Here is a 12,704-nt window from a genome sequence, read left to right as displayed (position 1 = left end):
TTTTAGCGATACTAAACGTCTAATAGCAGACGTGCAGGATCTTCTAGAAGCTCTTTGATGGTCACTAGGAAGCCAACTGATTCACGGCCATCGATTAGACGGTGATCGTAAGAAAGCGCTAGGTACATCATTGGTAGAATCTCTACCTTGCCATCAACAGCCATTGGACGGTCTTGGATTTTGTGCATACCCAAAATTGCCGCTTGAGGCGGGTTAATGATTGGCGTAGACATTAGAGAACCAAATACACCACCGTTTGTGATAGTAAAGTTACCGCCCATCAGCTCGTCAACAGTTAGCTTGCCGTCACGGCCTTTGATTGCTAGCTCTTTGATGCCTTTTTCGATGTCAGCGAAACCTAGTGTGTCACAGTCTTTCAGTACTGGAGTCACCAGACCACGTGGCGTTGATACTGCCATGCTGATGTCGAAGTAGTTGTGATAAACGATATCTGTACCATCAATAGAAGCGTTCACTTCTGGGAAACGTTTCAGTGCTTCTGTTACTGCTTTCACGTAGAAAGACATGAAACCAAGACGCGTATCGTGACGCTTCTCAAATTGGTCTTTGTACTGCTTACGAAGGTCCATGATTGGCTTCATATTCACTTCGTTGAAAGTAGTCAGCATTGCTGTGCTGTTTTTCGCTTCTAGAAGACGGTTTGCAACTGTCTTACGTAGGCGAGTCATAGGCACACGTTTTTGGCTACGAGCCGCTGCTGGCGCTTCAACTGCTGGTGCAGATGCTGCTGCCGGCGCCGCTTTCGCTGCTGCTAGATGTGCGTCGATGTCTTCACGAGTAATACGACCACCAACACCAGTGCCTTTAACGTCAACCGGTTGTAGGTTGTGTTCAGCAAGCAGGCGACGAACAGCTGGGCTTAGTGCATCGTTGTTCTCTTCTGTTAGCGCAGCCTTATGGCGCTTATCAGGAGATGCTTCTGTATCTTCAGTGGTGTCTTTCGTTGGTTCACCAGCGACAGCACCCGGCTTGATTTTAGCCAGAAGCTGTTTAGAAAGTACCGTAGCACCTTCTTCTTCGATGATAGCTTCCAGAACACCCGCTTCAGGAGCCGGTACTTCTAGAACTACTTTATCTGTTTCGATATCTACAATGACTTCATCACGTGCAACCGCTTCGCCCGGTTTTTTGTGCCAAGTAGCAACTGTTGCATCAGCCACAGATTCAGGTAAATCTGGAACCAGAATTTCAATTGTCATGTGCGTATTTTCCTTTTACTTCTAGTTCTTAAGTAGGGTCAAAGCGTCGTCAACTAACGCTTTTTGTTGTTTCAAGTGTACCGACATATAGCCAACAGCTGGTGATGCTGACGCAGGACGACCTGCGTATTGAATATCAGCACCTACTGGGATAGCAGCTCGGAAATTATGTTGGCTACTGTACCAAGCACCTTGGTTTTGTGGCTCTTCTTGACACCAAACGTAATCGACTACATTTGTGTACTGTGCGATTGCAGCTCTTACGTCCTCATAAGGGAACGGGTAAAGTTGCTCAATACGTACAATAGCGACATCGTCTTGCTCGTTCTTACGTCTTTGATCAAGCAGGTCAAAGTAAACCTTACCTGAACAGAACACGACGCGTTTTACGTTCTCAGGAGCCAGATCATCAATTTCTGCTATTGCTGGTTGGAACGTACCTTCGGCTAAATCTTCCATAGAAGACGTACACAAAGGGTGACGAAGCAATGATTTAGGCGACATTACGATCAGAGGACGACGCATTGGTCGAACAACCTGACGTCGAATCATGTGATAAACCTGCGCCGGCGTTGAAGGAACAACAACCTGCATGTTTTGTTCAGCACATAACTGAAGGTAACGCTCAAGACGTGCAGAAGAGTGCTCTGGGCCTTGGCCTTCATAACCGTGAGGAAGTAACATTGTTAGGCCGCATAGACGTGCCCACTTTTGCTCACCTGATGAGATAAATTGGTCGATCACAACCTGTGCACCGTTTGCGAAATCACCAAATTGTGCTTCCCAAAGGGTTAGACCGCTTGGCTCTGCTGTTGCATAACCATACTCAAACGCTAGTACTGCTTCTTCAGATAACACAGAGTCAAACACTTGGAATGGCCCTTGTTTATCATGGATGTTCGCAAGAGGAACGTAAGTGCTCGCATCTGATTGATTGTGCAAAACTGAGTGACGGTGGAAGAAGGTACCACGACCAGAATCTTGGCCAGAGATACGAATGCGTTTTCCATCATCAACCAGTGTTGCGTAAGCCAGAGTTTCAGCCATACCCCAATCGACTTGTTTTTCACCATTCACCATGGCAGTACGATCGTTGTACAGTTTATTGACTCGGCTTTGCAGCTTATGGCTGTCTGGGTATTGGCAAAGTTTGCTACCAAGCTCTTTCAGGCGCTCGATATCAATTTTGTTGTCCCATTCAATGTTCCAGTCGTGACCAAGGTATGGAGACCAGTCAACAGAATGAAGTGCCATTGGGCGCCACTCTTTAACCACAACTTCACCGTGATCAAGTGCATCACGATATTCGTTAACGAGTTGGGTTGCCGTATCAATACCAAACTCACCGCGCTCCATCAGTACGTCAGCATACAGCTTACGTGGTGTTGGGTGCTTCTTGATTTTTTGGTACATCAAAGGCTGTGTTGCGTTTGGCTCATCGGCTTCATTGTGACCATGGCGACGGTAACAAACCAAATCAATAACAACATCACGCTTAAACGTATTACGATAATCTAGTGCCAGGCGAGCAACGAAAGCGACCGCTTCTGGATCATCAGAGTTGACATGGAAAATCGGAGCCTGAACCATCTTCGCAATATCAGTACAGTACATCGTAGAGCGTGTATCGCGAGGGTTAGATGTTGTAAAACCAACTTGGTTATTTACAACGATACGAACCGTACCACCGACACAGAAACCACGCGCTTGAGACATGTTAAACGTCTCTTGTACTACACCTTGGCCAGCAATTGCTGAGTCACCGTGAATAGTAATTGGAAGTACGCTGCTGCCATCTTTATCGCCTAGACGATCTTGACGAGCACGCACTGAGCCGATAACTACCGGGTTTACGATTTCTAAGTGTGATGGGTTAAATGCGAGTGCTAGGTGAACATTGCCGCCTGGTGTTGCGAAGTCTGCAGAGAAACCTTGGTGGTATTTCACATCACCAGTGCCCCACGTGTCGTCATTGTGCTTGCCCGCAAATTCGTCAAACAGATCTTGTGGCTTTTTACCAAGCACATTGACCAGCATGTTTAGACGACCACGGTGAGCCATACCAACAACAACTTCACGCATGCCTTGTCCACCAGCATGACGAATAATTTCTTTCGTCATTGGAATAAGAGCATCACCACCTTCTAATGAGAAACGTTTAGCGCCTGGGAACTTAGCACCAAGATAGCGCTCAAGACCTTCAGCAGCTGTTAGCTCTTCTAGGAAAGCTTGCTTTTCTTCTTTATTGAAAGATGGTTGACCAGATACAGATTCTAAACGTTGTTGAATCCAACGTTTTTGCTCTGTATTCGTCATGTGCATGTATTCAGCACCGATAGATCCACAATAAGTTTGCTTAAGAGATTTATAGAGATCTTTAAGCACCATCGTCTCTTGGCCTATGGCAAAAGAACCGACGTTAAACGTCTCATTGAGGTCATCTTCGGTAAGAGTGTGGAAAGAAGGATCCAGCTCTGCAACTGTATCTCTTTTCCATAGACCGAGGGGGTCTAGATTTGCTGCTTGATGCCCTCGGAATCGATAGGCATTAATAAGTTGCAGAACTTTTACTTGTTTCGCATCGACATCTGGATCACTAACTTGGACACTGTAATGCTTTGTTTCTTGAGCGAGTCGACGGAAGTATTCACGAACACGAGAGTGTGGTTGTTCCACCGTTTCTGAAGCTTGCACAGGCAATTCTTCGAAAACGCTTCTCCATTCGTCACTTACCGAATCGGGATCACTTAGATACAGTTCATAGAGTTCTTCTACGTACGTTGCATTGGCGCCAGCCAAGTGTGAAGACTCGAGCCATGCCTTCATCACGCCGTTGTGCATATTTTCCCTTAACCAGTAGTTTTCACGTTTGCTGCGGTCTGAGCCGAGCTATTAAAAGGCCGCCCCAAAACTTCTAGGGCGGCAATTTTTTTATAACTTAAACCGAACGATTTACCAGCATGGTCTTAATATGACCAATCGCTTTCGTCGGATTTAATCCCTTAGGACAAACACTTACACAATTCATGATGCCATGGCAACGAAAAACGCTAAATGCATCATCAAGATCGGACAAACGTTCGTCTGTCGCCGTATCTCGGCTATCAATTAGCCAACGGTACGCTGCAAGCAAGCCAGCAGGACCGATGAATTTATCAGGGTTCCACCAGAACGACGGGCATGAAGTTGTACAACATGCACACATGATACATTCGTACAGTCCATCTAAATGCGCGCGCTCATCAGGGCTTTGTAAGTTTTCACGTGCCGGCGGTACATTGCCGTCTGACACGAGGAATGGCTTAACCTTCTCGTAGTTGTCGTAGAACTGCGTCATATCGACAATCAAGTCACGAACAACTGGCAAACCAGGTAATGGGCGGATTACAATTTTGTCTTGGCCAGAAAGCGCAGACAACGGAGTAATACAAGCCAGTCCATTCTTACCGTTCATGTTCAGACCATCTGAACCACACACACCTTCACGGCACGAGCGACGGAATGAGATTGTTGGATCTTGTTCTTTCAACAGAATAAGCGCGTCCAAAAGCATCATGTCTGAACCTTCATCCACCTCTAGGGTGTATTCCTTCATGTAAGGCTTTTGGTCGACATCTGGATTGTAACGATATAAAGAGAAATTCAGTTTCATGGTCATATCTCCTTAGTACGTACGTGCTTTAGGCGGGAACGCTTCACGATGGATTGGTTCCATGTTTACGCCACGCTTAGTCATACTTTCAGATTCAGGGTTGTACAGTGAGTGACATAACCATTGCTCATCGTCACGGTCTGGGAAGTCAAAACGAGCATGAGCACCACGGCTCTCTGTACGGAAGTTAGCAGCAACAGCTGTTGCAAACGCTGTTTCCATCAGGTTTTCAAGCTCTAGACACTCAATACGCTGAGTGTTGAACTCCGTAGATTTGTCAGATAGGTGTGCATTTTTCAGACGTTCACGAATTACTTTAAGCTCTTCTAAGCCTTCAGCCATTGCTTTGCCTTCGCGGAATACTGAGAAGTTGTTCTGCATACATTGCTGAAGATCTTTACGAATTTGCGCAGGGTCTTCGCCGTCTGTACTGTTTTCCCAACGGTTGTAACGCTCTAGAGAACGCTCAATGTCAGCTTCAGTTGCTGGCTTAGCTTCTTCTTGCTTCTTCAGAGTCTCACCTAAGTGTAAACCTGTCGCACGACCAAATACCACCAAATCAAGTAGTGAGTTACCACCTAGACGGTTAGCACCGTGAACGGATACTGATGCAATTTCGCCACAAGCAAATAGACCTTGGATTTCAACATCGCTGCCGTCTTCGGTTTGCTTAATAGCTTGACCAGAAACTTGTGTTGGGACACCACCCATCATGTAGTGACATGTCGGGATTACTGGGATTGGCTCTTTTACTGGATCAACGTGAGCAAAGGTACGAGACAGTTCACATACACCAGGTAGGCGAGATTCAAGCGTCTCTTTACCTAGGTGATCAAGTTTCAGCTTGATGTGTGGACCCCATGGACCATCGCAACCGCGACCTTCACGAATTTCAACCATCATTGAACGAGCAACAACATCACGACCCGCTAAGTCTTTAGCGTTTGGTGCATAACGTTCCATGAAGCGTTCGCCGTCTTTATTGAGAAGGTAACCACCTTCACCACGACAACCTTCCGTTACCAATACACCTGCACCAGCGATACCCGTTGGGTGGAACTGCCACATTTCGATGTCTTGCATAGGAACGCCAGCACGGATAGCCATACCAACACCGTCACCAGTATTAATATGTGCATTAGTTGTTGATGCGTAGATACGACCCGCACCACCAGTCGCAAGAATTGTTGCCTTCGCTTTGAAGTAACAAACCTCACCCGTTTCCATACAAAGCGCGGTTGTGCCTAAAATTGCACCATCTTCGTTCTTAACAAGATCCAGTGCATACCACTCAGAGAAAACCGTCGTTTTATGCTTAATGTTTTGTTGGTAAAGCGTATGAAGCAGTGCGTGACCAGTACGGTCGGCTGCCGCTGCTGTACGAGCCGCTTGCTCACCACCAAAGTTTTTCGATTGACCACCAAAAGGGCGTTGGTAAATAGTACCGTTCTCAAAACGAGAGAATGGTAGGCCCATTTTTTCAAGTTCGATTACCGACTCAGGACCGTTTTTACACATATATTCGATAGCGTCTTGGTCACCGATGTAATCGGAACCTTTTACAGTATCGTACATATGTTGTTCCCAATGGTCTTCATGCGCATTGCCAAGAGCAACAGTAATGCCACCTTGCGCTGAAACCGTATGAGAACGAGTAGGGAAAACTTTAGAAAGCAATGCACAAGATAGGCCTTGCTCAGAAATTTGCAGTGCGGCACGCATACCTGCACCACCAGCGCCGATAACTACGGCATCAAACTCACGAACAGGAATAGTCACTTACGCACCCCACAAAATAAACAGACCAGAGAAGAAATATCCAAGAAGAACTGCAACAACACCGACTTGAAGACCAACACGCAGTTTTGCGCATTTGATGTAGTCAGTTAGTACTTGCCATAGACCGATCCACGCGTGAACCAAAACAGAAGTAAGCGCTAACATAGTGAAGACTTTAGTGAAGGTTCCACCAAAGAATTGCGTCCAAGATGCGTAAGAAATATCACCAGAGAAAGCACAGAAGCTCACTAGGTAGATAGTGTAGAGAGTCATAATGATGGCAGTTGCACGGATCAATAAATAATCGTGAACACCATTACGACCAAAAGTAGAAACGTTGTTTACCATACTAAGATCCCCGCTAGTAGAGACAATACCGCTGTTGCTGCGAATGCAACCTTAGCGCTCTTAGCGCCAGATTCCAGCTCTTCGAAGTGACCGAGGTCCATAAGAAGGTGACGAATACCACCAGCAATGTGGTAAGCCAAAGCGGTTAAAATGCCCCACAGAATAAACTTCACGAAGAAACCGTCGACAATGTCGCTAGCTTCCATAAAGCCTACTGGGGATGAGAGGGAAGTGGATAGTAACCAAAGCAGAATTCCAATCGCGACAAAAGTTATCACCCCAGACACACGGTGTAGGATGGAAGCTATTGCTGTGATCGGAAAGTGGATGGTCTGTAAATCTAAATTAACAGGTCTTGTCTTTCTTTCTTTCACGGGCTTGCTCACTCAGCTCCATTGAGCATTATGGTCATTAAATAACCTTATGATATTGTTATGGACAAAATTTGATTGCTAACCTTCAAAATTTAACATTAACTTAACAAATAACTGCAGTTGAGCCTTAGATAATTGTAAAATAATTGTTAACTGCTCGATTAAGAAAGACACCTCACATTTCTTCTTAGCCTTGCATTTATAAGGTTTTAACCAAACTTTTCAGCGCCACTATACGGCTGGCAACATTCTAATACAATTGATGTAACAAATAATGCTACACAGACCAGATTTTTAACGAATTTAATGTAAAAAACACTAACAAGTGCACACAAAGCTGCAGAAAAATTGACTTTCGGACGTAAGACCAGTAAAAAAATGGCACATAAACATCCTGGACGGATAAAATAATAAACAAAGGAGATTGTTATGGCGGATAAGAAAGCTACCCTTCACATTGAAGGTCATGCGCCGATCGAACTGCCGATTACAGAGGGTGTACTTGGTACACCAGTGATCGATGTTCGTACACTAGGTTCTAATGGTTTTTTTACTTTTGATCCTGGTTTTCTTGCCACTGCATCTTGTGAGTCTCAAATCACTTTTATTGACGGTGGAAAAGGTATCCTTTTACATCGTGGTTATCCAATTGACCAACTTGCCAATAACGCTGATTACTTAGAAGTATGTTACATACTTCTATACGGTGAAGCCCCTTCTCGAACTGAATACGAAAAGTTCAAGACTACCGTGACACGTCACACTATGGTGCATGAGCAAATTGCTAGTTTCTTCCACGGCTTCCGTCGTGACGCTCACCCTATGGCTGTAATGTGTGGTGTTGTAGGCGCTCTAGCGGCGTTCTACCACGACTCACTTGATATCAACAACGATACACACCGTGAAATTGCGGCTTATCGCCTAATTTCAAAAATGCCAACGCTGGCAGCAATGTGTTACAAATATTCAATAGGTCAACCGTTTATCTACCCACGTAACGACTTAGGCTACGCAGAAAACTTCTTACATATGATGTTTGCAAACCCATGTGAAGAATATGAAGTGAACCCTATCGTTGCACGTGCAATGGATAAAATCTTTACACTACACGCAGACCACGAACAGAACGCTTCAACGTCCACAGTACGTCTAGCCGGTTCATCTGGTGCTAACCCGTTTGCGTGTATTGCGGCAGGTATCGCATCACTTTGGGGGCCTGCTCACGGCGGTGCAAACGAAGCTTGCCTACGTATGCTCGAAGAGATTGGTAGTGTAGATAACATTGAAGAATATGTTGCGAAAGCAAAAGACAAAGATGACCCATTCCGTTTGATGGGCTTCGGTCACCGTGTTTACAAAAACTATGACCCACGTGCAACAGTAATGCGCGAAGCATGTCACGAAGTACTTAAAGAGTTAAACATACAAGATCCGCTACTCGATGTAGCAATGGAACTTGAGCGTATTGCCCTTTCTGATGAGTATTTTGTTTCTAAGAAGCTATACCCGAACGTAGATTTCTACTCAGGTATCATTCTGAAAGCAATCGGAATTCCAGTATCAATGTTCACAGTAATCTTCGCGATGTCTCGTACTATCGGTTGGATTGCTCACTGGAATGAAATGCACAGCGATCCGACGAACCGTATCGGTCGTCCTCGTCAGCTGTATACTGGTGAAGAACAACGTGACTTTAAAGCACTTCACGAACGTGAGTAGTTGCTATAAAGCATAATGTTAAAAGGGGTTGATGTGAGAACATCAACCCCTTTTCTTTTATACGGGATACTTTGAATCTTTACCTAACCTTACCAACTGTACTCTTATAGAAATTCTTTCTTTGCAAAAGCTACGATCGACTAGATATTCCCAATCACTTACCTGTTTTACACAGGATTATCAATATCAATAAACTCGACATCTAAACCGTGCTCTTTCGTTAGCCACTCACCTAATGCCTTCACACCATATCGCTCTGTTGCATGGTGACCCGCAGCAAAATAATGGATGTCTTGCTCACGTGCTGAGTAAGTCGTGCGCTCTGAAATTTCACCAGAGATAAATGCATCAATACCCTGAGAAGCCGCTAGTTCAATGTAGTCTTGGCCACCGCCAGTACACCAACCTACCTTTTCAATCATTTTATCGGTGTTTTCAGGAGCAATATGTAACGGTATACGATTCAAAACTTGACCAATCTTTGCAGCAAGCTCTTCACCTGTCACTGGTGTTTTTAATTTACCAAACATTGCAATCGATTGTGGATGTCCTTCCAAGCCACCTTCAACTTCAATATCAAGCAGTTCAGCGAGCTTAGCATTGTTACCAAGTTCAGGGTGGATATCGAGAGGTAAGTGATAACCTAGAAGATTAATGTCATTCTTAATCAGAGTACGAATGCGCTTGCCCTTCATGCCTCGAATCGCTTCTGACTCACCTTTCCAAAAGAAACCGTGATGAACCAACAAAGCATCGGCATTCAATTCTACCGCTTTATCAATCAGAGCTTGAGAGGCCGTTACACCAGTAACGATGCGCTTCACTTCAGAAGCCCCCTCGACTTGAAGACCATTCGGGCAGTAATCTTTAATCTGCTGTGGCTGCAGTTTTTCGTTCAGTAGCTTTTCTAATTGTATGTTATTCATTTTTATTTCCAGCTTACCTTTATAATAACGCCGTTATATCAATTTACGGGTAGAATGTCGAAAGCCCCAGGGCCATGTTTATAAAGATCTACGTTTATAAAGAGCTATGTTTATGAGGAAGAGATGACAGCACTGCAACGTTTTTACCAATGGGTTATCGACTCACCGCCATTATTGGAAATCAAGCCGCCCATATCTGATCTCGGTGCATTCTCAAGCCACCTAGAAATCGACGAATCACATACTTATAATGGTAATCCTAGATTAGGCTTTCTCTACCAACACCTATGTGAACAAGTCATCATTGCTTCGGATAATTATTCAATCAAGCACGATGAGATTCAGATCAATGTCGAAGGTAGAACACTAGGTGCTATCGACTTTATTCTCGAAGAAGAGAACAGCCAAAAACTGCAACATTGGGAAGTAGCGATTAAGTTTTATCTACTCCATGAACAGACATGGTTTGGTCCGAACTCTCACGACCAATTAGATAAGAAGCTCGATCGAATGTTGGACCACCAATTGGGTATGTCGTCTTCAACGGCCTTTCTTGAACAATATCCAGAGATCGATGTCGACTCAAAACATCTCCTCATGCAGGGTCGTCTCTATACCAACCCATTCTTAGATCAAAAAATACCTACTGAATGTTTGGGCTACGACATTAACTCAAGTCAAGTAAACGGTTTTTGGTGCTATCAAAACCAAGCCCATTTAATCACTGAAGCGCTCTACCCTCTCAGCAAAGAGGAATGGGCTGCGGGTACTGATGACTTAACCAGTGAACCTCTTACTGAGTTTGGTGAGCGCTTTGTACATGGGCAAACCCAATCTGGGCAATTCTGGTTTGTGATGCCACAAAGTTGGCCACACGGTTAGCCGCCTAAGCTAACTCATTTTGCTTTTCCCGCTTACACGCAACCAGCGCAAATAAAAAGGGCTGATGCTTTCACATCAACCCTTCTATTATTTGCTTGATAATTCTATGAATCGTAATCGATTATAGACCAGCCGCTGCAAATACTTGGTTCACAATCTCTTGAGCTTCTGCTTCAATTGCTTTTAGGTGCTCTTCACCTTTAAAGCTCTCACAGTAGATCTTGTAGATGTCTTCAGTACCTGATGGACGAGCAGCAAACCAACCGTTCTCAGTTGTCACTTTAAGGCCACCAATCGCAGCACCGTTACCTGGAGCGTGTGTTAGGCGTGCAGTAATTGCATCCCCAGCAAGCGTCTCAGCAGAAACCATCTCTGGAGAGAGCTTTTTAAGCACGTCTTTTTGTGCGCCATTAGCGACTGCTTGAATTCGGTTGTACTTAGATTCACCGTGTTTAGCGGCAAGTTCTTCATAGTACTCTTGTGGGTTCTTACCAGTAACGGCTGTGATTTCAGCCGCAAGTAAGCAAAGAATCAGGCCATCTTTATCTGTAGACCAAGGCGTACCGTCTTTACGTAAGAAAGATGCACCCGCACTTTCTTCACCACCGAAACCAAACTGACCGTTATAAAGGCCATCAACGAACCATTTGAAACCAACTGGCACTTCGCAAAGCTCGCGGCCTAAATCAGCAACAACGCGGTCAATCAGAGCGCTTGATACTAACGTCTTACCAACAGCAACGTCTTTACCCCAACCTTCACGGTTACGGTATAAGTAGTCGATACACACTGCTAGAAAATGGTTTGGATTCATTAAGCCTTTTGGTGTAACAATACCGTGGCGATCGTAATCAGGGTCGTTACCAAACGCTAATTGATAATCGTCTTTAAGGGCCAGTAAACCTGCCATCGCGTACGGAGAAGAACAATCCATTCGAACCACGCCATCTTTATCTAAAGACATAAACTGGAACGAAGGATCAACAGCTTCACTTACCAAAGTAAGATCTAAGTTGTACGCTTTACCAATTTGACGCCAATAATCGATGCCGCTACCACCTAGTGGATCCACACCAATTTTGATGTTTGCTTTCTGAATCGCTTCCATATCAACCACGTTAACCAAGTCAGCAACGTAAGGAGCAACGAGATCAACTTCTTTTACTAAATCAGACTGTTTAGCTAGCGTGATAGGGGTACGTTTAACACCTTGCATTTTCTCAGCAATGATGACGTTCGCACGATCTTCAATCGCTTGAGTTAGCTCAGCTTCAGCAGGGCCACCGTGTGTCGGATTGTATTTAATACCGCCGTCTTGAGGTGGATTATGTGAAGGTGTGATAACAATGCCGTCGGCTTTTTTATCATTTACTAGGTTATGCGTAAGGATCGCGTGCGAGATGCCTGGTGTTGGAGTAAAGCCATTTTTTTCTTGAATAATAACTTCAACACCGTTCGCTACAAGCACTTCGATAACAGTAGAAAACGCAGGCTCAGATAGAGCGTGAGTATCTTTACCTAAGAAAAGTGGGCCTGTTGTACCCTGTTCAGCACGAACTTCAGCCACCGCTTGTGCGATCGCGAGAATGTGGTTTTCGTTAAATGTTGATTTGTCTGCTGTACCACGGTGACCCGAAGTACCGAATAGAACTTTATGCTCAGGGTTACTAGCATCCGGTTGCTGTAAGAAATAGTTAGCCACTAAAGCCGGAATATTATGAAGATCTTCCTGCTGAGCTTTTTGCCCGGCACGAGGGTGCATAGCCATTTTTCGACATCCTTATATATAAAATTTAAAAACAAA

General features: G+C 44.7%; 10 protein-coding genes. 2 read left to right on the top strand and 8 right to left on the bottom strand.

Going from position 1 to position 12,704, the window contains the following annotated elements:
- Positions 1-11 precede the first annotated feature (11 nt).
- From odhB to sdhC, 6 genes are all read right to left on the bottom strand, one after another.
- Positions 12-1,220, bottom strand: a complete 1,209-nt coding sequence (odhB, locus tag SJY39_RS05775) for a 2-oxoglutarate dehydrogenase complex dihydrolipoyllysine-residue succinyltransferase (RefSeq protein ID WP_016767487.1) — start codon at positions 1,218-1,220, stop codon at positions 12-14.
- Positions 1,221-1,241: 21 nt separating this feature from the next.
- Positions 1,242-4,061 (bottom strand): 2-oxoglutarate dehydrogenase E1 component, encoded by a 2,820-nt coding sequence (gene sucA / locus SJY39_RS05770; RefSeq protein WP_010436776.1) that lies wholly within the window; start codon positions 4,059-4,061, stop codon positions 1,242-1,244.
- A gap of 97 nt (positions 4,062-4,158) precedes the next feature.
- On the bottom strand, positions 4,159-4,872 hold the full coding sequence (locus SJY39_RS05765) for a succinate dehydrogenase iron-sulfur subunit (protein WP_010436773.1): 714 nt from the start codon (positions 4,870-4,872) through the stop codon (positions 4,159-4,161).
- 12 nt (positions 4,873-4,884) lie between these two features.
- Complete coding sequence (sdhA, locus tag SJY39_RS05760; protein WP_010436771.1) at positions 4,885-6,651, bottom strand: succinate dehydrogenase flavoprotein subunit; 1,767 nt, start codon at positions 6,649-6,651, stop codon at positions 4,885-4,887.
- On the bottom strand, positions 6,652-6,999 hold the full coding sequence (gene sdhD / locus SJY39_RS05755; protein WP_010436768.1) for a succinate dehydrogenase, hydrophobic membrane anchor protein: 348 nt from the start codon (positions 6,997-6,999) through the stop codon (positions 6,652-6,654).
- Positions 6,993-7,385, bottom strand: coding sequence for a succinate dehydrogenase cytochrome b556 subunit (sdhC, locus tag SJY39_RS05750; RefSeq protein WP_010436766.1), 393 nt, complete (start codon positions 7,383-7,385; stop codon positions 6,993-6,995). Before sdhC ends, sdhD begins: the two co-directional genes overlap by 7 nt.
- 417 nt (positions 7,386-7,802) lie before the next feature.
- Here sdhC and SJY39_RS05745 point away from each other — a divergent pair, with 417 nt between their 5' ends.
- Positions 7,803-9,092, top strand: coding sequence for a citrate synthase (locus tag SJY39_RS05745; protein ID WP_010436764.1), 1,290 nt, complete (start codon positions 7,803-7,805; stop codon positions 9,090-9,092).
- Positions 9,093-9,259: 167 nt separating this feature from the next.
- Here the strand turns inward: SJY39_RS05745 and SJY39_RS05740 are convergent, their stop codons facing one another.
- Positions 9,260-10,018, bottom strand: coding sequence for a Nif3-like dinuclear metal center hexameric protein (locus SJY39_RS05740; RefSeq protein ID WP_016793832.1), 759 nt, complete (start codon positions 10,016-10,018; stop codon positions 9,260-9,262).
- 123 nt (positions 10,019-10,141) lie between these two features.
- Here SJY39_RS05740 and SJY39_RS05735 point away from each other — a divergent pair, with 123 nt between their 5' ends.
- Entirely contained in the window at positions 10,142-10,900 is a 759-nt protein-coding gene (locus tag SJY39_RS05735) for a DUF1853 family protein (protein ID WP_016793831.1), read from the top strand.
- A gap of 121 nt (positions 10,901-11,021) precedes the next feature.
- On the opposite strand, the gene pgm is transcribed toward SJY39_RS05735, so the two are convergent.
- Positions 11,022-12,668 carry a phosphoglucomutase (alpha-D-glucose-1,6-bisphosphate-dependent) gene (gene pgm, locus SJY39_RS05730; protein WP_010436758.1) on the bottom strand — a complete coding sequence of 549 codons (1,647 nt, stop codon included), beginning with the start codon at positions 12,666-12,668 and terminating at the stop codon, positions 11,022-11,024.
- Between the last annotated feature and the right edge of the window lie 36 nt (positions 12,669-12,704).

It is taken from the genome of Vibrio sp. R78045, from assembly GCF_042466085.1.
GTDB lineage: Bacteria > Pseudomonadota > Gammaproteobacteria > Enterobacterales > Vibrionaceae > Vibrio > Vibrio cyclitrophicus.
The sequence above is the reverse complement of the archived record's forward strand: the minus strand, read 5'-3'. Positions and strand labels throughout refer to the sequence as shown.